At 70.3% G+C, this 22,714-nt stretch carries 16 protein-coding genes and 1 pseudogene; 14 read left to right on the top strand and 3 right to left on the bottom strand.

All coding sequences use genetic code 11. From position 1 onward, the window contains the following. Positions 1 to 42: 42 nt before the first annotated feature. The 11 genes and pseudogenes from K1T35_RS17850 (at position 43) to K1T35_RS17800 (ending at position 14,785) form a co-directional block, all read left to right on the top strand. Positions 43 to 1,425, top strand: coding sequence for a cation:dicarboxylate symporter family transporter (locus K1T35_RS17850; protein ID WP_220261254.1), 1,383 nt, complete (start codon positions 43 to 45; stop codon positions 1,423 to 1,425). Positions 1,426 to 1,479: 54 nt separating this feature from the next. Continuing rightward, positions 1,480 to 4,161, top strand: a complete 2,682-nt coding sequence (gene aceE / locus K1T35_RS17845; RefSeq protein WP_220261253.1) for a pyruvate dehydrogenase (acetyl-transferring), homodimeric type — start codon at positions 1,480 to 1,482, stop codon at positions 4,159 to 4,161. A 33-nt stretch (positions 4,162 to 4,194) separates the two neighbouring features. Next, positions 4,195 to 5,472: a dihydrolipoyllysine-residue acetyltransferase gene (aceF, locus tag K1T35_RS17840; protein ID WP_220261252.1), complete on the top strand. Its 1,278-nt coding sequence runs from the start codon at positions 4,195 to 4,197 to the stop codon at positions 5,470 to 5,472. Further along, complete coding sequence (lpdA, locus tag K1T35_RS17835) at positions 5,469 to 7,517, top strand: dihydrolipoyl dehydrogenase (RefSeq protein WP_370645401.1); 2,049 nt, start codon at positions 5,469 to 5,471, stop codon at positions 7,515 to 7,517. Before aceF ends, lpdA begins: the two co-directional genes overlap by 4 nt. Further along, positions 7,514 to 9,256: an NAD-dependent malic enzyme gene (locus tag K1T35_RS17830; protein WP_255622103.1), complete on the top strand. Its 1,743-nt coding sequence runs from the start codon at positions 7,514 to 7,516 to the stop codon at positions 9,254 to 9,256. Before lpdA ends, K1T35_RS17830 begins: the two co-directional genes overlap by 4 nt. 22 nt (positions 9,257 to 9,278) lie before the next feature. After that, positions 9,279 to 10,463: an acetyl-CoA C-acetyltransferase gene (locus K1T35_RS17825; protein ID WP_220261251.1), complete on the top strand. Its 1,185-nt coding sequence runs from the start codon at positions 9,279 to 9,281 to the stop codon at positions 10,461 to 10,463. A gap of 31 nt (positions 10,464 to 10,494) precedes the next feature. Continuing rightward, complete coding sequence (locus tag K1T35_RS17820) at positions 10,495 to 11,229, top strand: beta-ketoacyl-ACP reductase (protein WP_220261250.1); 735 nt, start codon at positions 10,495 to 10,497, stop codon at positions 11,227 to 11,229. Between the two features lie 9 nt (positions 11,230 to 11,238). After that, positions 11,239 to 12,102: an IclR family transcriptional regulator gene (locus K1T35_RS17815; protein ID WP_220261249.1), complete on the top strand. Its 864-nt coding sequence runs from the start codon at positions 11,239 to 11,241 to the stop codon at positions 12,100 to 12,102. Next, positions 12,099 to 13,016 (top strand): annotated as a pseudogene (gene lipA, locus K1T35_RS17810) (lipoyl synthase); the annotation flags it as partial. The gene K1T35_RS17815 and the pseudogene lipA, both read left to right, overlap by 4 nt. Positions 13,017 to 13,045: 29 nt before the next feature. Next, the gene (locus K1T35_RS17805) at positions 13,046 to 13,921 is read left to right on the top strand and encodes an acyl-CoA thioesterase II (protein WP_255622605.1); all 876 of its coding nucleotides are present in this window, start codon (positions 13,046 to 13,048) and stop codon (positions 13,919 to 13,921) included. 126 nt (positions 13,922 to 14,047) lie between these two features. Beyond that, entirely contained in the window at positions 14,048 to 14,785 is a 738-nt protein-coding gene (locus K1T35_RS17800) for a response regulator (RefSeq protein ID WP_370645399.1), read from the top strand. Positions 14,786 to 14,803: 18 nt separating this feature from the next. Here the strand turns inward: K1T35_RS17800 and K1T35_RS17795 are convergent, their stop codons facing one another. Next, on the bottom strand, positions 14,804 to 16,774 hold the full coding sequence (locus tag K1T35_RS17795) for a 3-oxoacyl-[acyl-carrier-protein] synthase III C-terminal domain-containing protein (RefSeq protein ID WP_220261246.1): 1,971 nt from the start codon (positions 16,772 to 16,774) through the stop codon (positions 14,804 to 14,806). Between the two features lie 165 nt (positions 16,775 to 16,939). Between K1T35_RS17795 and K1T35_RS17790 the strand changes: the two genes are divergently transcribed. Beyond that, positions 16,940 to 17,332, top strand: coding sequence for a helix-turn-helix domain-containing protein (locus K1T35_RS17790; protein WP_220261245.1), 393 nt, complete (start codon positions 16,940 to 16,942; stop codon positions 17,330 to 17,332). A gap of 190 nt (positions 17,333 to 17,522) precedes the next feature. Here K1T35_RS17790 and K1T35_RS17780 read toward each other — a convergent pair whose 3' ends face one another. Beyond that, positions 17,523 to 18,140: an HdeD family acid-resistance protein gene (locus tag K1T35_RS17780; protein ID WP_220261244.1), complete on the bottom strand. Its 618-nt coding sequence runs from the start codon at positions 18,138 to 18,140 to the stop codon at positions 17,523 to 17,525. A 107-nt stretch (positions 18,141 to 18,247) separates the two neighbouring features. Beyond that, on the bottom strand, positions 18,248 to 18,715 hold the full coding sequence (locus K1T35_RS17775; protein WP_220261243.1) for a DUF6069 family protein: 468 nt from the start codon (positions 18,713 to 18,715) through the stop codon (positions 18,248 to 18,250). Between the two features lie 370 nt (positions 18,716 to 19,085). Here K1T35_RS17775 and K1T35_RS17770 point away from each other — a divergent pair, with 370 nt between their 5' ends. Both K1T35_RS17770 and K1T35_RS17765 read left to right on the top strand, forming a co-directional pair. Further along, positions 19,086 to 19,694 carry a hypothetical protein gene (locus tag K1T35_RS17770; protein ID WP_220261242.1) on the top strand — a complete coding sequence of 203 codons (609 nt, stop codon included), beginning with the start codon at positions 19,086 to 19,088 and terminating at the stop codon, positions 19,692 to 19,694. Positions 19,695 to 20,112: 418 nt separating this feature from the next. After that, entirely contained in the window at positions 20,113 to 22,707 is a 2,595-nt protein-coding gene (locus K1T35_RS17765) for a hypothetical protein (protein ID WP_220261241.1), read from the top strand. The last annotated feature ends 7 nt before the right edge of the window (positions 22,708 to 22,714 follow it).

Here is a 22,714-nt window from a genome sequence, read left to right as displayed (position 1 = left end):
GCAACACCGACAAGGTCGTCGGTTCCGGGAGGGCTAGGGCTCATGTCCGATTCAGCCACCGCCCAGCACGCCTCAGCGCGGCGTGATCGCACCCACTACCTCTACGTCGCCGTGATCGTCGCGGTGGTCCTCGGCATCGCCGTCGGCATCCTGGCGCCGGACGTGGGGAAGGCGCTCAAGCCGGTCGGCACCGGGTTCGTCAACCTGATCAAGATGATGATCAGCCCGGTCATCTTCTGCACGATCGTGCTCGGCGTCGGCTCGATCCGCCAGGCGGCGAAGGTCGGCAAGGTCGGCGGGTTGGCGTTGCTCTACTTCATCGTCATGTCGACGTTCGCCCTGGTCATCGGGCTGATCGTCGGCAACCTGCTCGAGCCGGGGGCGGGCATGAACCTCGCCGCGATTCGCGGGAACGCGCCCGCGGCGGAGGCGGAGTCGACCACCGAGTTCCTGCTGGGGATCATCCCGACCACGCTGGTGTCGCCCCTGGTCGGGGAGTCCGTGCTCCAGACCCTGTTCGTGGCGCTGCTCATCGGGTTCGCCGTGCAGGCCCTCGGCCAGTCCGGCCAGGCGATCCTGCGCGGCATCAAGCACTTCGAGCGGCTCGTGTTCCGGGTCCTCTCGATGATCATGTGGCTGGCGCCGATCGGCGCCTTCGGCGCCATCGCGGCGGTGGTCGGCGAGACCGGCTGGGCCGCCCTCGCCGCACTCGGGCAGATCATGCTCGCCTTCTACATCACCTGTCTGATCTTCATCGTCGTCGTCCTCGGCGTGATCCTGCGCTTCGGCGCCGGGATGAGCATCTTCTCGTTGATCCGCTACCTGACCCGCGAGTACCTGCTCATCGTCTCCACCTCGTCGTCGGAGTCGGCGTTGCCGCGGCTGATCGCGAAGATGGAGCACCTCGGCGTCTCCCGGCCGGTCGTCGGCATCACGGTGCCCACCGGCTACTCGTTCAACCTGGACGGGACGGCGATCTACCTCACGATGGCCTCGCTGTTCATCGCCGAGGCGATGGGCACGCCGCTGTCGATCGGCGAGCAGATCTCCCTGCTGCTCTTCATGATCATCGCGTCGAAGGGTGCCGCGGGTGTCACCGGCGCCGGCCTGGCCACCCTCGCGGGCGGTCTCGGCGCCCACCGCCCCGACCTCGTCGAGGGCGTCGGACTGATCGTCGGCATCGACCGGTTCATGTCCGAGGCCCGCGCGGTCACCAACTTCTCCGGCAACGCCGTCGCCACCGTGCTGATCGGCAAGTGGGTCGGCGAGTTCGACCCGGATCAGGCCAACCGCGTGCTCAGCGGCGAGGACCCGTTCGACGAGATGACCATGATCGACGACGAGGAGCCGCCCGAGCTGCACGAACGCGCGCTGCCGGGGCACCCGGTCGCCGCTCATCACGGCGAGGGAGCACACCACGCCTGACACACGACTCGATCCGCACGCCCTCGGGGTTCGCAGAAGGGGAAGAGACAGCAGATGCTCGGCGATCTGGATCCGGTGGAGACCCGCGAGTGGCGCGACGCGTTCGACTCGGTGCTGGAGTTCGAGGGAGCGGACCGCGCGGGGTTCCTGCTCGAGGAGCTGATCGGCGAGGCCCGTCGGGGCGGCGCGCCGGTCCCGTACTCGGCGAACACGCCCTACCTGAACACGATCCCGCCGCACAAGGAGCCGCGGCACCCGGGTGACCGCGAGATCGAGCACCGGATCCGCTCGCTCGTCCGATGGAACGCGGTGGCGATCGTGCTGCGGGCCAACAAGGAGTCCTCGGAGCTCGGCGGGCACATCGCGAGCTTCCAGTCGGCCGCCACCCTCTACGACACGGGGTTCCAGCACTTCTGGCACGCCCCGTCCGACGGGCACGGCGGCGACCTGGTGTTCGTACAGGGACACTCCTCCCCCGGCATCTATGCCCGCTCCTTCCTGGAAGGCCGGCTGTCCGAGGAGCAGCTGCTGCGCTTCCGGCAGGAGGTCGGCGGTGGCGGGTTGTCGTCGTACCCGCACCCGTGGCTGATGCCCGACTACTGGCAGTTCCCCACGGTGTCGATGGGGCTCGGCCCGCTGATGGCGATCTACCAGGCGCGGTTCCTCAAGTACCTGCAGAACCGCGGGCTGGCCGAGACCGCCAACCGGCACGTGTGGGCGTTCCTCGGCGACGGCGAGATGGACGAGCCGGAGTCGCTGGGCGCCATCTCGCTGGCCGGCCGGGAGCGGCTCGACAACCTGATCTTCGTCGTGAACTGCAACCTGCAGCGCCTCGACGGCCCGGTCCGCGGCAACGGGAAGATCATCCAGGAGCTGGAGGGCATTTTCCGCGGCGCCGGGTGGAACGTGCTGAAGGTGATCTGGGGCTCCAGCTGGGACCCGCTGATCGCGGCGGACAAGTCCGGGCTGCTGCTGAAGCGCATGGAGGAGTGCGTCGACGGCGAGTACCAGGACTTCAAGTCCAAGAACGGCGCCTACGTCCGCCAGCACTTCTTCGGCAAGTATCCCGAGCTGCTCGACCTGGTCGCCGACATGTCCGACGACCAGATCTGGGCCCTCACCCGCGGCGGGCACGACCCGTCGAAGGTCTACGCCGCGTACCACTCGGCGGTGCACCACACCGACCAGCCGACGGTGATCCTGGCCAAGACGGTCAAGGGCTACGGGATGGGCGAGGCCGGCGAGGGCCAGAACATCACGCACCAGCAGAAGAAGATGGGCGAGGACGTGCTGCGCGCGTTCCGCGACCGCTTCGGCATCGACGTGCCCGACGAGCGCATCGCCGAGGTGCCGTTCGTGAAGCTGCCCGAGGGCAGCCGGGAACAGGCCTACCTGCAGGAGCGGCGGGCCGCGCTGGGCGGCTCGCTGCCCGCCCGCCGCCGGACGTCCCGGCCCCTTCCGGTGCCGGAGCTGTCAGCGTTCGACGCCGTGCTCAAACCCACCGGCGATCGCGAGATCTCCACGACCATGGCGTTCGTCCGGGTCCTGACCACGCTGCTGCGGGACAAGGCGATCGGCCGTCACATCGTGCCGATCGTCCCCGACGAGTCACGCACCTTCGGGATGGAGGGGATGTTCCGCCAGTTCGGGATCTTCTCCCAGGTCGGGCAGCTCTACCAGCCCGAGGACGCGAAGCAGCTGATGTTCTACAAGGAGGACAAGTCCGGCCAGGTCCTCCAGGAGGGGATCAACGAGGCGGGGGCGATGTCCTCCTGGATCGCGGCGGCCACCTCCTACAGCGTGTCCGATACGCCGATGATCCCCTTCTACGTCTACTACTCGATGTTCGGGTTCCAGCGGGTTGGCGACCTGGCCTGGGCGGCAGGCGACTCCCGGGCCCGCGGGTTCCTCGTCGGCGGCACCGCGGGGCGCACCACGCTCAACGGGGAGGGGCTCCAGCACGAGGACGGCCACAGCCACCTGCTGTCGGCCACCATCCCCAACTGCGTCTCCTACGACCCGACCTTCGGCCACGAGGTCGCGGTGATCGTCCAGGACGGCCTGCGGCGCATGTACGCCGAGCAGGAGGACGTCTTCTACTACCTCACCGTCATGAACGAGAACTACCCGCACCCCGGCATGCCGGAGGGCCGGGAGGACGAGGTTCGGGAAGGCATCCTGCGGGGGATGTACCTGTTCCGGGAGGGGCAGGCCGCGAAAAAGGGACGTAAGACGGCCCCGCGGGTACAGCTGCTCGGCAGCGGCACGATCCTGCGCGAGGTGATCGCGGCCGCCGAGCTGCTCGAGCAGGACTTCGGCGTCGCCGCCGACGTCTGGAGCTGCCCCAGCTTCACCGAGCTCGGCCGCGACGGCATCGCCGCGACGCGGTGGAACATGCTGCACCCCACCGAGGAACCGCGGCGGAGCTTCGTCGAAGAGTCGCTCGGCGGGCGCCCGGACGGGCCGGTGGTCGCCGCCACCGACTACATGCGCGCCTATGCCGAGCAGATCCGCCCCGATGTGCAGCGGCGCTACACCGTGCTGGGCACCGACGGATTCGGCCGGTCGGACTACCGGCGCGCCCTGCGCAGCCACTTCGAGGTCGACCGCCACCACGTCGTCCTCGCTGCGCTCTCGTCGCTTGCGGCGGACGGCACCGTCCCGGCGTCCACCGCCGCCGATGCCATCGCCAAGTACGGCATCGACCCGGACAAGACCGAGCCCGCGCGCGCCTGACGACCCGGTTCAGATCGAGGAGGAGCCGAAAACATGACAGCCCCGACCGAGGTCAAGGTGCCGGACATCGGCAGTTTCGACGACGTCCCCATCATCGAGGTACACGTCAATCCGGGCGACAAGGTCAACGCCGAAGATCCGCTGGTCACCCTGGAGTCGGACAAGGCCACCATGGACGTCCCCGCGCCCGCATCGGGGTCGGTGGCCGAGGTGCTGGTCAAGGTCGGCGACACAGTGAGCGAGGGCAGCCCGATCCTGCTCCTGCAGCCCGGGGACGGGGCGGTCACCACCCCACCGTCGCTGGTGGAGCAGCAGGAACCGCCGCCTGCGGCGGCTCGAGCACCGGTCGCGGCACCCGCGTCACCCGCAGCGCCGCCCGCGGCCCCGGGCGGCGCCCCGCCCGGCATGCACGCGGGGCCGAGCGTGCGGCGGATGGCCCGCGAGCTGGGCATCGACCTCGCCGAGGTCGGCGCCACCGGCCCGAAGGGCCGGATCACCAAGCAGGACCTGCTGGCGTTCATGAAGGGCCCGGCAGCGGCGCCGGCCGCGGCGCCCGCGGCCGCGGGGACGGGAATCCCGGAGATCCCCGCCCAAGACTTCTCGAAGTTCGGTCCGGTCGAGACGAAGCCCTTGAGCCGGATCAAGAAGGTCTCCGGGCCGTTCCTGCACCGGTCATGGCTGAACGTCCCGCACGTGACCCACCACGACGAGGCCGATATCACCGAGCTCGACCGCTACCGCAAGGAGCTCGACACCGCCGCGAAGGGCGAGAAGGACCCCTACCGCGTGACGTTGCTGGCGTTCCTGGTCAAGGCGTGCGTGGCCGCGCTGAAGAAGTTCCCGGAGTTCAACAGCTCGCTGGCGCCGGAGAAGGACAGCCTGATCCTCAAGGGCTACTACAACATCGGCATCGCGGTGGACACCCCGGACGGCCTGGTCGTCCCGGTCGTGAAGGACGCCGACCGCAAGGGGATCATCGAGCTGTCCCGCGAGTTCGGCTCGATCTCGGCCAAGGCCCGCGACGGCAAGCTCGCCCCCGGCGACATGCAGGGCGGCACGTTCACGATCTCCAGCCTCGGCGGCATCGGCGGCACCGGGTTCACCCCGATCGTCAACGCGCCGGAGGTCGCCATCCTCGGCGTGGTCCGGTCGGCCATGAAGCCGGTCTGGAACGGCACGGAGTTCGTGCCGCGCAACATCCTGCCGCTCGCGGTGTCCTACGACCACCGGGTGATCGACGGGGCGCTCGCCGCCCGGTTCACCCGGCACCTGTGCCATCTGCTGGAGGACGACCGGAGGCTGCTGCTGTGACCTCCCAGGAGATCCAGGTTCCGGACATCGGCGATTTCAACGACGTGCCGGTGATCGAGATCCACGTCGCGCCCGGCGATGTCGTCGCCGTCGACGACCCGCTGATCACGCTCGAGTCGGACAAGGCGACGATGGACGTGCCGGCGCCGGTCGCCGGCACGGTCGCCGAGCTGCGGGTCGCGGTGGGCGACCAGCTGTCCCAGGGCAGCGTCATCGTGGTGATCGACGCCGCCGGGGCGCCGGGTACGCCGCCGAAGGAGCGCGTGCACGAAGGCGGACATCCCCAGGCGCAAGGTCCGGCCGACTGGGGCTCGCCCAGCGGGGTGTACGACCAGATCGAGGTCACGGTCCCCGACATCGGCAGCTTCGACAACGTGCCGGTGATCGAGGTGCACGTCGCCGTGGGCGACACCGTGGCCGCCGAGGATCCGTTGCTCACGCTGGAGTCCGACAAGGCGACCATGGACGTCCCCGCTCCGGCGGCGGGCACCGTGGCCGCGGTCAAGGTGGGAGTCGGCGACACGGTCTCCGCCGGTACTCCGATCCTCGACCTGCAGACCGGGGAGCGGGCGCCGGTCGCCGAGGTCGCGGCACCGGCCGCGCGCCCGCCGTCCACGGCGCGCGGCGACGTCCACGCCGAGGTCCTCGTGCTCGGGGCCGGTCCGGGCGGCTACACCGCGGCCTTCCGGGCGGCCGACCTGGGCAAACAGGTCGTCCTCGTCGACAGCCGGGGCCCGATGGGCGGGGTCTGCCTCAACGTGGGCTGCATCCCGTCGAAGGCGCTGCTGCACGCGGCGAAGGTGATCGCCGAGACCAAGGAGATGTCGGCGCACGGCGTGTCGTTCACCGCCCCGACGATCGACGTCGACGCGCTGCGGAGCTGGAAGGACGGCGTGGTCTCCCGGCTGACCGGGGGCCTGACCGGCCTTGCGAAGCAACGCAAGGTCACCACGATGGTCGGGACCGGCGTCTTCACCTCGATGAACCAGGTCGAGGTGACCGCCGCGGACGGCTCGACGAAGACCGTGAGCTTCGACCAGGCGATCATCGCGGCCGGGTCGGAGCCGGTGACGCTGCCGTTCGTCCCGCACGACGACCCGCGGGTGATCGACTCCACCGGCGCATTGGAGCTCGACGGGGTTCCGGAGCGGCTGCTCGTGCTCGGCGGCGGGATCATCGGGCTGGAGATGGCCACCGTCTACCACGAGCTGGGCTCGAAGGTGAGCGTCGTCGAGCTCATGGACCAGCTGATCCCCGGTGCGGACGCCGACATCGTCAAGCCGCTGACCAAGCGGATCACCAAGCAGTACGAGGCCATCTGGCTGAAGACCAAGGTGACCGCCGTCGAGGCGGGACCGGACGGGCTCACCGTGCGCTTCGAGGGCGGCACCGCCCCGGAGACCGCCGTGTTCGACAAGGTCCTCGTCGCCGTCGGGCGTCGGCCCAACGGCCGGGTGATCGGCGCCGAGAACGCGGGAGTGCTGGTCGACGAGCGGGGCTTCATCAAGGTCGACAAGCAGCTGCGCACCAACCTGCCGCACATCTTCGCGATCGGCGACGTCGTCGGACAGCCGATGCTGGCGCACAAGGCCACGCACGAGGGCAAGGTCGCCGCCGAGGTCACCGCGGGCCACAACAGCTACTTCGACGCGACCGTCATCCCGTCGGTCGCCTACACCGACCCTGAGGTCGCCTGGGTCGGCGTCACGGAGAACGAGGCCAAGGCTGCGGGAGTCAAGTACGGCAAGGGCGTCTTCCCGTGGATGGCCAGCGGCCGGTCGCTGTCGCTCGGGCGCGACGAGGGGATGACCAAGGTCCTGTTCGACGAGTCCACGGGCCGCCTGATCGGCTGCGGGATCGTCGGCCCCAATGCGGGCGACCTCATCGCCGAGGCGGCGCTGGCCATCGAGCTGGGCGCGGATGCCGCCGACATCGGGCTCACGATCCACCCGCACCCGACCTTGTCGGAGACCGTCGCCATGGCGGCCGAGGCGTTCGAAGGAACGATCACCGACCTGTACATGCCGAAGAAGCCGAAGAAGTGACCCGCCCGGGAGGGAAGGACATGGCCGAGGACGCCTACGAGCTCGTACGGACCGACGAGGGGATCGTCGCCCGCGTCCGCGCGAGGGGAACGGCCGTGCTCTCCTCGCCGACCATCAACCGGGGCACCGCGTTCACGAACGAGGAACGCCACCAGCTCGGGCTCGTCGGGCTGCTGCCCACGGGCGTCTCGACCCTCGACGGCCAGCTCCGGCGGGTCTACGCGCAGTACAAGGCGCAGACGACCGACCTGCGCCGCTGGGTGTACCTGGCCAACCTGCGGGACCGCAACGAGGTGCTGTTCTACCGGCTGCTGTCGGAGCACATCTCGGAGATGCTGCCCGTCGTCTACACGCCGACCGTCGGGCTTGCGATCCAGCGGTTCAGCAACGAGTTCCGCCGGCCGCGCAGGGCCGTCTACCTGTCCGTCGACCACCCGGAGGACGTCGAGGCCTCGCTGGTCAATGCAGGGCTGGGCCCCGACGACGTCGACCTGCTCGTCGCCACCGACTCCGAGGGCATCCTCGGCATCGGCGACCAGGGAATCGGCGGCATCGAGATCTCCATCGGGAAGCTCGCGCTCTACACCGCGGCGGCGGGCATCCATCCGCGGCGGGTGCTCCCGGTGGTGCTGGACGTGGGCACCGACAACCTCCAGCTGCTCAACGACGACATGTACCTCGGCGTGCGGCACGCCCGCGTGCGCGACCAGCGCTACGACGACCTGATCGACGCGTACGTCACCGCGGTCACGAAGCTCTTCCCGCACGCGATGCTGCACTGGGAGGACTTCGGCACCAGCAACGCGCGCCGCATCCTGGAGCGGTACGCCAACCAGGTCTGCACCTTCAACGACGACATCCAGGGCACCGCGGCCGTCGTGCTGGCCGGGGCCGTCGCGGCCGTGAAGGCGTCCGGAACCCGATTGCGTGACCAGCGCGTGGTCATCCACGGCGCCGGCACCGCCGGCATCGGCATCGCCGACGTGATGCGTGATCAGATGGTCCGGGAGGGGCTCTCCCACGAGGAGGCCACCCGGCGGTTCTGGGCGCTGGGCCGGTCCGGCCTGCTCACCGAGGACCGCGCCGACAAGCTGTACGACTTCCAGGTCCCCTACGCCCGTCCGACCGCCGAGGTCGCCGGATGGGCGAGCCCGGGCTCCGACGGCATCAGGCTGGCCGACGTCGTCGCGCGGGCCCGCCCGACGATGCTGATCGGGACCTCGACCCAGGGTGGTGCGTTCACCGAGGCCATCGTCCGCGAGATGGCCCAGCACGTGACGCGGCCGATCATCATGCCGCTGTCGAACCCCACGTCCAACTGCGAGGCCGTGCCCGAGGACCTCATCCGGTGGACCGACGGCCGAGCACTGATCGCCACCGGGAGCCCGTTCGATCCGGTGCCGCACGGCGACGTGCGCTATCAGATCGGCCAGGCCAACAATGCGCTCGTCTTCCCCGGCCTCGGGCTCGGGGTCACCGTTGCGCGCGCCAGCCGGATCACCGACCGGATGCTGGCCGCGGTCGCCGACGCCGTCGCGTCGCTCTCCGACGCCACCAGGCCCGGTTCCCCACTGCTGCCGCCGGTGGACGACCTCCGCCAGGTGTCGGCCGCCGTCGGGGTCGCGGTCGCCGTCGCCGCTACCGAGGACGGGGTCGCGCAGAAACCGGTCACCGATCCGATCCAGCAGGTGCACGAGGCCATGTGGCGGCCCGAGTACCCGCGCATCGAAGTCATCTGAAGACCCAGCAGGAAGGTTCGTCATGTCAGGATCAGTCATCGTCGGCGGTGCCCGCACCCCGATCGGGAAGCTCTCCGGGGCGCTGAAGAACTTCTCTGCCATGGATCTGGGCGGCTTCGCGATCAAGGAGGCCATGAGCAGGGCCGGGATCAGCGGCGACCAGGTCGACTACGTGATCATGGGTCACGTCATCCAGGCTGGCGCGGGTCAGATCACCGCCCGGCAGGCCGCCGTCAAGGGCGGCATCCCGATGTCCGTACCCGCGCTCACCGTCAACAAGGTGTGCCTGTCCGGGCTGAACGCGATCGCGATGGCCGACCAGCTCATCGGCTACGGCGAGTTCGACGTGGTCGTGGCGGGCGGCATGGAGTCCATGACGAGCGGCCCGTACCTGCAGCCGGGCGCGCGCTCCGGCTACCGCTACGGCGACGCCAAGCTGATCGACGCGACCGCGCACGACGCCCTGTTCTGCGCGTTCGACGAGCTCGGCATGGGCGCCGCGACCGACTACTACAACAAGGCGAAGAACCTCACCCGCGAGGAGCAGGACGAGTTCGCGGCGATGTCGCACCAGCGCGCCACCGCCGCCGGGAAGAACGGTCTGTTCGAGGACGAGATCGTCAAGGTCGAGGTGCCGCAGCGCAGGGGCGACCCCCTGGTGGTCAGCGAGGACGAGGGCGTGCGCGCCGACACCACCGCCCAGAGCCTGGCGAAGCTCCGTCCGGCGTTCGCGGCCGACGGCACCGTCACCGCGGGCTCGGCCTCCCAGATCTCCGACGGCGCCGCCGCCGTCATCGTCATGAGCCGGGCCAAGGCCGAGGAGCTCGGCGCCCCGATCCTCGCCGAGATCGGCGCCCACGGCGTCGTCGCAGGCCCGGACCCGTCGCTGCTGTCCCAGCCCTCCAACGCGATCGCGAAGGCGCTCGGGCGCGAAGGCCTCGCGCCGGGCGACGTGGACCTGTTCGAGATCAACGAGGCGTTCGCATCGGTGGCCATCCAGTCGATGCGCGACCTCGGCATCAGCCCCGACATCGTCAACGTCAACGGCGGAGCGATCGCCATGGGCCACCCGGTCGGGGCATCCGGCGCCCGCCTCGCCCTGCACCTGGCGCTCGAGCTCGGCCGCCGCGGCGGCGGGGTCGGCGCCGCCGGCCTGTGCGGCGGCGGCGGCCAGGGCGAGGCCCTCGTCCTGCGCGTGTCGTCCTGACCCGGAACCACCAACCCGAAAGGACTCTTCCATGGCAGACATGACGGGGCAGGTCGCGCTCGTGACCGGTGGGATCCGGGGCATCGGTGCGGCGATCAGCGATCGGCTCGCCGCGCGGGGCGTGACGGTGGCGGCCGGCTACTCCCGGGACAAGGAGGCGGCGGACCGCTTCTGCGAGCAGCACCCCGGCTCCACGGCGCACCAGGGCAACATCGGGTCCCACGAGGACTGCGAGCGGGTGATCAGAGAGGTCTGCGAGACCCACGGTCGCCTCGACATCCTGGTCAACAACGCCGGCATCACCGCGGACAAGACCGTGCGCAAGATGTCGGTGGAGGACTGGGACCGGGTCGTCCACGTCAACCTCTCAGGGGCGTTCTACCTGATCCGAGCGGTGCTGCAGCACATGCTCGACCGCGGTTCCGGCCGGATCATCAACATCAGCTCGATCATCGGCGAGTCCGGCAACATCGGGCAGGCCAACTACGCCGCGGCGAAGTCCGGCCTGTTCGGGCTGACGATGAGCCTCGCCCAGGAGACCGCCCGCAAGGGCATCACCGTCAACTCGGTGGCCCCCGGCTACATCGCCACCGAGATGGTCGCCGCCGTCCCGAAGGAGGCCCTGGACAAGGTCGTCGCCAAGATCCCGGTGGGACGCCTCGGCGACGCCGACGAGGTCGCGCGGGTCGTCGAGTTCCTCGCCGATCCGGAATCCGCCTTCATCACGGGGCAGGTCTACTCCGTCAACGGCGGGCAGTACATGTGAGGCCACGGCATGAGGCCTGAGGCGGGGAGCGCCGTCACCGGGCGGCGGCGCTCCGCCTCGGGAAAGATCGCCGCCATCGTGCTGGAGGTCTCCGGTGGACCCGGCCTGACGTTGACCGACGTCGCACGCCGGACGGGTCTCCCCGTTTCCACGACCCACCGGCTACTGGGCGAGCTCGTCGAAGGCCGGCTCCTGGTGCGCAACGGCGACGGCGCCTACACGGTCTGCCGCGCGCTGCGAGGTCTCGTCGGGTCGTGGGAACGGGCCGCGCACGCACGTTCGCAGGTGAGCCTGGTCCTGGAGGACCTGGGGATCGCATCCGGGTCCAGAGCACGGTTCGGGGTGTGGAACGAGCTCGGCGTCTCCTACCTCGAGCGTGCTGCCGGCCCGGGAGGCGCTCGGTGTTCGTCGGGCCTGGCGATCCTGCCGGCGCACGCCACCGCCCTGGGCAAGGCATTGCTGGCGCATGCTCCGCCGCCTGTCGTGCAGGAGGTGGCCGATCGCGGGCTCCCCTCGTACACACCGCAGACGCTCACCACGGTGTGGCAGTTGCACGCGGCTCTCGCGGCGGCCAGGAGGAAGGGAATGGCCACCTCTCGATGGGAACTGCGAAAGGGTGAGTGCGCTGTCGCCGTGCCGGTGTTCGGCCCCCAAGGCGGTGTCGTGGGGGCGCTCGAGCTCGCGGTCGACGACCTCGAGCACGCACTGCACGACGCCCGTCCCCTCCTGGTCGTCGCCGCGCGCGGCCTGTCCCGCCAGCTCGCCTCGACCCAGGGGGCCCTGCCCACCGGGTCAGGCCCGTCGCCGCTGCGGTGGCGTGCCGATCCGACGAGCGCGGCGTTGAGCTGGAGCGAACCGGAGGCGGCCGGATGAGTAGCACGGCGTCCGGTCGCAAGCTGCTGCGCTTGGAGGTCCGCAACAGCGAGACCCCGATCGAGCGCAAGCCGCCGTGGATCCGTACGAAGGCCCGCACCGGACCCCAGTACACCGAGCTCAAATCGCTCGTACGCTCCGGCGGCCTGCACACCGTGTGCGAGGAGGCCGGCTGCCCCAACATCTACGAATGCTGGGAGGACCGGGAGGCCACCTTCCTCATCGGGGGCGAGCAATGCACCCGCCGCTGCGACTTCTGCCAGATCGACACCGGCAAGCCCGCCGAGCTCGACCGCGACGAGCCCCGGCGCGTCGCCGAATCCGTGCGCACCATGGGGCTGCGCTACTCCACCGTCACCGGCGTCGCCCGCGACGACCTCGAGGACGGCGGTGCGTGGCTCTACGCCGAGACCGTCCGCCAGATCCACAAACTCAACCCCGGCACCGGCGTCGAGCTGCTGATCCCCGACTTCAACTCGAAGGACGACCAGCTCGCCGAGGTGTTCGGCGCACACCCCGAGGTGCTCGCGCACAACCTCGAGACGGTGCCGCGGATCTTCAAGCGGATCCGTCCCGCGTTCCGCTACGACCGCTCCCTGCAGGTAATCACCAAGGCGCGGTCGGCGGGACTGGTCACCAAGTCGAACCTGATCCTCGGCATGGGCGAGACCCCCGACGAGGTCACCGCCGCGCTGCACGACCTGCACGAAGCCGGCTGCGAGATCATCACGATCACCCAGTACCTGCGCCCCTCCGCCCGCCACCACCCGGTGGAGCGCTGGGTCAAGCCCGAGGAGTTCGTCGAGCACTCGAAGACCGCCGAGGAGATCGGCTTCGCGGGCGTGATGGCCGGGCCGCTGGTGCGCTCGTCCTACCGGGCCGGCCGGCTCTACGCCCAAGCTCAGGCCAGGAGGGTTCCCCGGTGACCGGGACAGCGCACGAGATCGACGAACTCGTGGACGAACAGCCGCCACCGCTGATCACGGACATCCTCAGCCTCGAACAACTCGAGGTGGACATCTTCCGGGGACTGAGTCCCGACGAGGACCTCCAGCGTGTGTTCGGGGGTCAGGTCGCAGGCCAGGCACTTGTCGCGGCGGGCCGCACGGTGCCGGAGGGGCGCCCGGTGCATTCGCTGCACGCCTACTTCCTGCGTCCCGGGGATCCCAGCATCCCGATCGTCTACACCGTCGACCGGATCCGTGACGGGCGCTCCTTCAGCACCCGCCGCGTCGTTGCCGTTCAGCACGGGCGTGCGATCTTCACGCTGTCCGCGTCGTTCCACATCGTCGAGGACGGCGCCGAGCACCAGTTCACGATGCCGGACGCACCACCTCCCGAGAGCGTGCCCTTGTGGCAGGAGCGCCTCCGCGAGTTCGGTGATCGGGTTCCGGCCCGCTGGCTCCGGCCGCGGCCGATCGAGGTGCGCTACATCGGCGACCCACCGTGGGCGGCGCGTGACCCGGAGGCGCCGACCGACACCAGCACGATGGTCTGGATGCGCGCGTCCGGTCCGCTGCCGGACGATCCCCTGCTGCACGTGTGTGCCGCGGCCTACGCAAGCGACATGACGCTGCTCGACTCCGTGCTGCTCGCCCAGCGCCTGGCATGGGCCGAGGACACCGTCACGGGAGCGAGCCTCGACCACGCCATGTGGTTCCACGCGCCGTTCCGTGCCGACGACTGGCTGCTCTACGTGCAGGAGGCACCCGCGTCGTCAGGGGCCCGGGGTCTGGCGCGCGGCCACATCTACCGTCGCGACGGTCACCTGGCGATATCGGTTGTCCAAGAAGGGCTCATCCGGGAGCGCAGAATCTGATCGAGGCCACCAGCCGTGCGAGCTGGTCGGGCGTGCCCCCATCCCCGATTCCCGCCAGCCGGGGTCGCCCTGCTGCCCTCCGTGGCGGAGGATTGTGCAGGACGACGAGGGAGGCCAGAAGTGATCATGGTTCTGGTCGTGGAGGACGAGCCCACTGCCGGTGAGGCACTCGTGCGGTACGTCGAGCAGGTGAAGGGCTTCGCTGTGGCGGGGTACGTCCGGACCGGCGCCGAAGCCCTGCAGCGGTTGTCGAGCGACCGAGTGGACCTGGTCATGATGGACATCTATCTGCCGGACATGTCTGGTCTGGAAGTACTCCGCCGGATGCGCTGGACCGGCAACATGGCCGACGTCGTCGCCGTGACCCGCGCTCGTGACCTGTCCGTCGTACGGGCTGCCGCGTCCTTCGGGGCAACCCAGTACCTGCTCAAACCCTTCACCTTCGCGACCGTTCGGCAGAGGCTCGAGCGTTATCACCGGTACCGGTCGGCGCTGCCCGAGGACGAACACCGTCTCGCCCAGCACGAGATCGATCAACTGCTGCGCGGGCCTCGTGGTGGTATCGGTGGCGACGACCTCCCCAAGGGCATCAGCCCCGAGTCGTTGCGCGCGGTCGTATCGGCACTGGAGCAGGCAGGGCCCGCCACCGGCGCGTCTGCGGTGGAGGTCGCGGACTCGTCGGGTACCTCGCGCGTCACAGCGCGCCGCTACCTCGAGTACCTCCACGCATGCGGAATCGTCGTCCGCGGCGCTCGGTATGGAGGCGCAGGTCGTCCGGAGATGGAGTACCGGTTGCGTCCATCCGATCACGGCGAGCCGGCCGAACGACACGAGCCGCGGGTGGATCAGGACCGACCACTCTGACGACTGACCGTCGCGCCGTCACTCGCCGAACGCGACGCGGACATCCTCGCTCGTGGTCGTCGCCGGTGCCCGCAGCGGGTGGGACACCGCCACCGCGCCTGTCTCGAACTCTGGGGCAACGATCGCAGGGTCGACCGTCATGACGGCATAGCCCCCAACGGCGCCGGCACCGAAACCGGGGGCGAACACCCTGGTCGGGCGGGGGATCACGCCGTCGCGGACGGCGTCGTGCAATGCGATGGGGATGCTCGCGGCGGACACGTTGCCCATAGTGGCGATGTTGAAGTAGAGCTGCTCCGCGGCCAGGCCCGCTTTGCGGGCGAGGTCCACGACCATCGTCTTGTTCGCCTGGTGCGGGACGATCAGCTCGATGCCGTCCAGCACCGACCGGCCGGGCGCGTCCGGGTCGCGCTGCTCCCCGAGCTCGGAGATCATCTGGTCCAGGTAGCGCCGAACCAGCGACTTGACCTCGGGGCCGTAGACGGTGACGTCGTTGTCGAACGCCGGGTTCGGCCAGATGATCGAGTTGACCTCACTCGCTGGCCCACCGGCGTAGGTCTGCAGCACGTGCACGTCGCCGGCCGAGCCCGGCTCCGCAGGCCCGACGACGATCGCGGACGCGCCGTCACCGAAGATCATGCGCGACGTCCGGATCGCGCCGATCTTGTCGGAGAACTTCTCGGCGCAGACCAGCAGCACCGGACGCTGCACCTCCTGCAGCAGCCGGACCGCCTCCGCGAGGCCGTAGGGCAGGCCGGCGCAGGCCGCGACCAGATCGACCGACGCGTGGGTCTGCAGCATCCCCAGCTCGCCGGAGAGCCAGCACGCGATCGACGGGATCAGCCGGTCGCTCGTGCAGGTGGCGACGATCACCGCGCCGATGTCCTCCGGCGCCCGCCCCGCGTGCGACAACGCCACCTGCGCCGCATCGAACGCCAGCTCCTCGATCCTGCGGACGGAGTAGCGCCGCTGCTCGATCCCGGTCTTCGCTCTGATCTCCTCGGCGCTCATCGGCGACCAGGAGAAGCTGGAGCTGCGGATGACGTCGGCGTTCGTGCAGATGTGCTCCCCCCGAACGACGGACAACGCCTCGAGCCGCGGCAGCACACCGAACACCTCGCGCACCCGCAGGGGCGGATAGGGCCGGACAGGCGGCCGCGCCTCGACGGGCGGCGCGCTCGCCGCCTCGACCGATGGCGGCCGGCGCGGCCGCGCGGCCGCCCGCACCCGATCGATGAACGCCGCCACCTCGCGGTCACGCGGATGCAGGGCGATCACGAACTCGTCGTCCCGGATCTCGCCGACCGGGCGCAGCGCGGCCTCCGCCCGTTCCCAGGGGTGCTGGTTGTGCAGCACCATCGCCCACCGCGTGAGCGCCTCGAGCTCGGGCACGTCCTCGGCGGCGTCGATGATCTCGTCGAGCCCGAACACCCGGTAGTCGGGGTCGTGGTGGGGCAGGACGAGGGTCAGCGCCTCCGGCGTGGCCAGCATCTCGGCGACGGTCAGTGGGATCGGGGGCAGCTCGGTGGCGTGGTGGCGCTTGTGCCGGAAGACGTCGAAGAGCAGCGCGAAGATCCGATCCTCCGCCCCGGTGTCCCACGCTGCGGGTAGCTCGGCGTAGGCGCGCTCCACCGCCGCGACCTTCCGATCGCCGTCCTCCCACGGCGTGAGCAGGGGCAGGAACACGTCGGCGCGCCCCCGCGGCAGGTCGCGCCAGCGGGTTGGGCGTTTGTCGAGCATCGGCAGCGCGTATCGGTTGACCCAATACAGGTTCTGCCCGAGGTCACGCAGCAGCGCGAACCGATTCGGGTAGGCCGCGGACTCGATGCGGGCGAGGATGTCCGCGCCGGTCGGCGCCTTCGCCTCGAAGTCCCGCCCGATCACGCTCGTCAGCTGCTCGAGCGTGTCGATCGCGGAGAAGTCGAGCGCACCGAGGAAGGTCGCCGGGATCACGATCCGCCCGTGCCGGTTCAGGACGAACGGCTTCACCGCAGACCTCCTCGCCGGTAGCCGGTCCCACCCAACTCGCCATACCCTCCGCCGCACAACCGGCGAGCGGGGGACGGCCAGTGCCCGCGCCCCTGCTGCCACGGTGAGGCCCCCTCTGGGCCATGCGGTGCCGTTCCGGCGAACGTCTGGCGTCATGATGGAGGCATGAGCTCCGCCGGTGAGGACCCCGACCCCCGTGAGGTCGGGTGGTCGGCCTCGATGAACGCCCTTGGCGAGTTCATCCGGGCACAGCGCCAGCTCGCGAAGCTGTCGCTGCGCGAGATGGCAGCGATGACGAGCGTGTCCAACGCCTACCTGAGTCAAGTCGAGCGCGGGCTCCACCAGCCCTCGCTCAAGGTGCTGCAGAAGATCGCGGACGCGCTGCAGCTGTCCACCGAGCAGTTGCTCGGGCAGGCCGGCTGGGCCACCGGGTCACCGACCTCCGCTTCGCCGAGCGCCAGCAGCACCGAGGAGGCCATCCGGTCAGATCCGCGCCTGTCAGCGGAACAGCGGGCGGCTCTGCTGAGCGTCTACCACAGCTTCGTCAAGGGCGACTGACTCGTCGGCCAGGCGGCGAACGCGGTGATGCAGCAGGGCGACGGGGATCGATCGTCACATCTGCAGCATCACGAAGCTCCGGCGCTGCTCGGGGGTCTGGGACGGCGACATCTGGCACTCCGACCACAACTACAGCAGCGTGCCCCGGATGTCGTGGGATTGGACGGCGAGCCCGCCGCGCGTGCCTCCTTCAGGGGCCGGATCCCGCCGGGTTCGCGCCGGCCTGCTCCGGGTCAGCGGTATAGGCGCGTCGAGCCGCGAAGCCCTGCATGACGAGCACGGCGCCGAGTACCACGAGCACGATCCCGAACAGCCAGGTCAGAACGGCGAGGCTCGTGCCCGGATAGACCAGTACGACGGCACCGCCGATCACCGACAGGACGCCGGAGGCGATCCCCCAGCCGCGTTCCGCCCCTCGTTCCGAGCCGATGGCGTTCACGACACCGGCGACGCCCTGCACCACCCACAACGCCCCGATGACCAGCCCGAGGAGCAGCGCGGTCTGCAACGTCGACCGCAGGCACAGCAACCCGACCAGGATCGACAACGCCCCGAGCATCACGGACAGCACGCGAGCTCCGGGTCCGCGGCCGGCCGAGAAGGCCGACACCAGCTGCAACATGCCGGCGACGAGCAGTTGCACCGCGAACAGCCACGCGATGACCACGATCGTGGCGCCGGGCCACGCGAGGACGAGCACGCCGATGAGGACGCTCAGCGCTCCGGAGCCGAGCAGCAGGCCCGGCGAATCCGCGATCTGCGAGAGACCCCGCACCGCCGCTGTTTCGTCCGGCGCGTGTGCGCTCATGGCTCCTCCTGGCCGTCGTCGCCGTGAGCCGTCCACTGCGGCGACCCGGTCCGCCTCGCCCGAACCGGGTGACGCGGCGCATTCAGGCCGTACGAGTGTCGGCATTGTCAGCCGGTCAATTCGCTGCCCCACCCGATCCGGGTCGTCCTCGACAGGACGGACGAGATGAGGCTGAGGATGCACAGACCGATGACGAGGTCGACGACGGCAGTCGCCACGCTCCCGCTCAGCGTGCCGCCGATGGCGAACGGCAGCACGACCCCCACCACGGTCGCGAGCCCGACGATCCAGGCGAAGAACGAGTGTGGACGCGGCGCTGTCACCGCAAGCAGGTGTGCGAGCCCGGTGGCGGCCAGCGCCAGTACGGCCGCGGTGATCGCGTAGTTCACGGCGAACGAGCCGCCTAGCGGCAGCAGCGGTGGCACGGTCATGTTCAGGTCCAGGGCGCCGTTGCCGATCAGCACGCCGACCAGCGCGACGAGCGCGGCCACGACCGCGGTCGCCACTCCGCCGGACCAGAGTCGGGCAGAGTTGACGAAGACCCGCGGCTCGGCTCGCCTATCCGGTGGGCTCATCGTTCCTCCGTCCCAGTAGTGCGACGTCGCGCGGCTTCCCACCCCGCCGTCTCACGGGATCTGGGTCGGCCGGACGCTAGGCACCGAGGCTTGCGAGCACCTCACCTGATGAGGGTGACCGCCAAACCGCAGTCCGTCCGTCATCCTTGGCGCAGGCTGGTCGTGAGCAGGCCGTGCGAGGTCGTCGGCGATCTCGTCCCGCGACAACAGCGGCGGGAGCAGCCTGAGCACGGTGAGCTCCCGTTTGCTGAGGATCGTCTGCCGCTGCCGCGCGCGGCGACGACCCGCGGTGAGCGCGCGCTCGGCGAACCCGTCCGAGACATGCGGCGGGGCCAAATCACCTCGCGCAGGTGATCCGCACTGTTCCAGGGTGCCGAAGGCTGACCACTTGATGGCGAGTCGGACAAACCCCCAGGAAGAGCGCGGAGGCCGCCGAGGGCGAATCCGCGAGTTCGAGGAGGAGACAGCAGCGGAACGGCGGGTCGAGCTACTGGTCGACCGGGGTGATGACGAGGCCATGGCGGGACTGAGGGCTCTCGCCGGTCACGGCGACGAGTACGCGACCGAGGTCCTGGTCGCGATGAGCGATCCTGAGACGGCCCAGGCGGTGCGGGCACGAGCGCACAGAGGGGATCGCTATGCGCAGGACCTGGTGGTCGAGTGGCTGATTGACCCCGGCGATCCGGAGGCCGTGCCGGAACTGCGAACCTACGCCGAGGCCGGTAACGGCTATGCCGAAGAGCAACTGGTAGGGCTGCTCTTCTACCAGGGCGACGAGCAGGCGGCTACGGAGCTTCGCGCCCGCGCGGAAGCCGGCAACAGCTACGCCGCGACCCTGCTGGTCCGCCTACTCATCGAACGCGGCGATCACACGTCCGTCGCCGAACTGCAGGCGCTCGCCGACGCCGGCGACCGCTACGCAGGCACGCGGCTCGTCGAGCTGCTGGCTGCCAGACAGGCGCCCGGTGTCGGCGCGTAGCGAACCGCCCGACAACTGCATCAGCAGCCGTAGCGCGGGACTGCGCCGAGTGGGCCTGGCGCGGAGAGTACGAATGGCTCTAGCCGTCGTGTCGCGGCGCGAGTTGACTCGGTCGTCCCTAGCGCAGCAGGGGGCCATGGCGACGGCACGGCGTTTCCGCGGGCGGCGGTCCCCTTGGCGCTGCCCGGGAGGTGCACTCCGACTGCCTGGTAAGCGCCCCGCGGCGTGGGTTGTCCACCTCACGCTCGACGCAGACGCCGGGCGCGATGCGGTGCACGACGGAAGGAGCTCCGTATCCCCTTAGTCGATCGTCCATGCTTCATACCGACGGGAGGAGCCCAGGTCGTTCCGATCGGAGCGACTCTTCCTGACGCGAAACCCGGGGGGACCGGAGGGGGGCATTGTGCCGATTGCGGACGTGAGCAGGTCGGTTCCGGTACTCCCGGAGCCGTTCGTTCCTCGCCCACGGCTGCTCGCCGCGCTGGATGACGACGGCGGTGACCGGGCAGTGCTCGTCTGCGCCCCGGCCGGATTCGGTAAGACCGCGCTGCTGGCGCACTGGGCCCGGTCTGCGGACGCGGCGGGTACCGCGGTCGCCTGGGCCGACGTTCACCGGGCCGACGACGACCCGGCCCGATTCTGGCTGACTGTCCTCAGTGCCATCGAGGCCTGCCGCGTCGTGCCCGCGGACAGCGGGCTCCACGAGCTCTGCCGCGCGGCACCCGCGTCGTGGGCCAGGTCCGGGTTCGTGACCGATGTCGTCGAGGCGATCGACGCACTGCCAGTGCGGATCACGCTGGTCCTCCACGACGTCCACGAACTCGTCGCTCCAGCCACGCTGAAGGGTCTGGAGTCGCTCCTGGTCGCCCGGCCTGCCGGGCTGCGCCTGCTGGTGTGCAGTCGCTCGGACTCGCCGCTGTCGCTGGGCGAGCTTCGATCCGGAGGCAACCTGCGCGAGGTTCGCGTCGACCAGCTGCGCTTCACCGTGGAGGAGGCCGGTGCGCTCCTGCGCCGCTTGGGCCTTCGACTGACTCCTGCGCAGGTCAACGAGGTACACGGCAGCACCCACGGCTCGCCCGAGGGTATCCGTCTGAGCGGTGCCGCCCTGCGCGGCGGCGCCGATCCGCACGAGTTCCTGCAGCGGTTCGCGACGAACACTCGCCCAACTGCCGACTTCCTCGTCGGCGAGCTTCTCGCCACACTCCCGGGCGCTGATCGGGAGGTGCTGTCGGCCATCAGCATTGGCGGACCGATTCCCGCCGCGTTGGCGGCCGCTCTCACAGGCCGACGGGACGCAGGCCCGCTCCTGGACCGGCTGGCCCATGAGACAGGGCTCGTCGTGCCGGTCCGCACAACTGCCGCGCCGTTCACCGTCCACCCGCTGGTGGCGGCGCTCCTGCGGGCCGAGCATTCGAGGCCGACGGAGGAGCATGCGGATCTCCACGCCCGGGCGGCGCGATGGTGGATGGCGCAGGGCGATCCCGTCGCCGCGACGGCCCACGCCGTCCGGGCAGCCGACGACCGACTGCTCGTCGAACTGGTGCATCGGTGCGCGGCGGCGCTCATGGCGACCGGCCACCACCGCGAGCTTCGCCGGGCACTGTCCGAACTCGGCGAACGAGTCGTCGCCGACGATCCGTGGCTCACACTGTGCTCCGCGCTGATCCGCATCGAGGACGGGGACGCGAAGGGGGCCGAGGCCGACCTCCGGCGCGCCGGCGAGCTGTTCCCCACCGAGCCCGACCCCCGGCTCGCAGTCCTCCGCTCCATCGCCGAACTGTTCGACTCGGCATCCGCTGCCGACCTCGCGGCCGATCCCCACCCACTCGACGAGGAGCAGAGACGGTTCGACGCCCCGGAGTGGCGTGCTCTGGCTCTCGTGAGCGTCGGCGGCCGGCGCTTGCTCACCGACGCTGACCCGACGGCGGCCTCCGCGGCGCTGGAGGACGCGCTCGAGCTCGCCCGCCGGCACGGCTTCCGCTACCTCGAGATGCAGTGCTCGGCGCTGCTCGCCGGGGTCGCGGGTGTCGCTGGGAACTACCGGGCGATGACGGCCGCCGCGACCGGAGCACTCGAGGTTGCGGCCGCTCGCGGATGGGATCGGTCGCCCTGGTCGGCCACCGCTCGATGGATGCTCGCCTACTCCGCACTGATGCGGGCAGAGCCGGCCGAGGCGCGCCGCTACGCGAGTGAAGGGCTGCAGCGAGGCGGGACCGCGCTCCGGCCGCGCCTGGAGTGTGCACTGCGGGCCGTGCACGGCGCAGCGCTCTTCGACTCGGGTCGGCATCACGAGGGGCTGCAGCAGATGCAGCAAGCGAGGGCCGACTTCGGTGCGATCCCGTTGAGCGCCGAGCAGGCAGCCTCACTGGCGGTGCTGGAACACCACGCCGCGGTCGTGCTCGGCCGGCCGGACGACGCCCGCGCCGTCGCCGACTGGCTCTCCGACCGCATTGGCATGCCGGGAGAAGTGCTGCTCATGCGGGCATGGGACGAGCTGTCGGCTGGGCGGAGCCAGTCCGCCCGAGCGGATGTGGAGCCCATCCTCGCCGGCACCGTCCCCTCGGTCCTGCCGCACACCTTCGTCGAGGCGCTGCTGGTGGAGGCCAGCATCGACGTCGCCGGTGGCGAGGTGCGCACCGCAAGACACGCGCTGCGGACCGCCCTCTCCTCAGGCGCGTCGCTGGACGTCGTACGGCCGTTCGCACTGGCCGAGGCAGAAGCCCGCGAGTTACTCGGCAGCCACATCGCCCGCTCCGCCGCGGCCGAGCCGTTCGCAGCGCGAGCACTCGCCGCAGGACATCGTCAAGATCGACGGATCACACGTCTCGACGCTGCTGAGCGACGGGTGATCGCGCTGCTCTCGTCACCGCTGTCGATGGAGCAGATCGCCGACGAGCTGGACGTCCCGATCGATGAGGCGCAGGCTCGGCTGCGGATGATCTACCGCAAGCTCAGGGTGAGCAGCAGGCGGACCGCGGTGACGGCGGCCTTCGAGCGCGGCATTCTCCGCTGAACTGTCG

Origin of the sequence: Pseudonocardia sp. DSM 110487 (assembly GCF_019468565.1) — a bacterium.
GTDB lineage: Bacteria > Actinomycetota > Actinomycetes > Mycobacteriales > Pseudonocardiaceae > Pseudonocardia.
This window is presented reverse-complemented; position numbering and strand designations above follow the sequence as displayed.

What these genes read in the sequence shown, in the direction of transcription:
- aceE (WP_220261253.1), top strand. Translation starts at nt 1,480, where the DNA reads ATGCTCGGCGATCTGGATCCGGTGGAGACCCGCGAGTGGCGCGACGCG.
- K1T35_RS17800 (WP_370645399.1), top strand. Translation starts at nt 14,048, where the DNA reads ATGGTTCTGGTCGTGGAGGACGAGCCCACTGCCGGTGAGGCACTCGTG.
- K1T35_RS17820 (WP_220261250.1), top strand. Translation starts at nt 10,495, where the DNA reads ATGGCAGACATGACGGGGCAGGTCGCGCTCGTGACCGGTGGGATCCGG.
- aceF (WP_220261252.1), top strand. Translation starts at nt 4,195, where the DNA reads ATGACAGCCCCGACCGAGGTCAAGGTGCCGGACATCGGCAGTTTCGAC.
- K1T35_RS17825 (WP_220261251.1), top strand. Translation starts at nt 9,279, where the DNA reads ATGTCAGGATCAGTCATCGTCGGCGGTGCCCGCACCCCGATCGGGAAG.
- K1T35_RS17775 (WP_220261243.1), bottom strand. Translation starts at nt 18,715, where the DNA reads ATGAGCCCACCGGATAGGCGAGCCGAGCCGCGGGTCTTCGTCAACTCT.
- K1T35_RS17790 (WP_220261245.1), top strand. Translation starts at nt 16,940, where the DNA reads ATGAGCTCCGCCGGTGAGGACCCCGACCCCCGTGAGGTCGGGTGGTCG.
- K1T35_RS17815 (WP_220261249.1), top strand. Translation starts at nt 11,239, where the DNA reads ATGAGGCCTGAGGCGGGGAGCGCCGTCACCGGGCGGCGGCGCTCCGCC.
- K1T35_RS17850 (WP_220261254.1), top strand. Translation starts at nt 43, where the DNA reads ATGTCCGATTCAGCCACCGCCCAGCACGCCTCAGCGCGGCGTGATCGC.
- K1T35_RS17780 (WP_220261244.1), bottom strand. Translation starts at nt 18,140, where the DNA reads ATGAGCGCACACGCGCCGGACGAAACAGCGGCGGTGCGGGGTCTCTCG.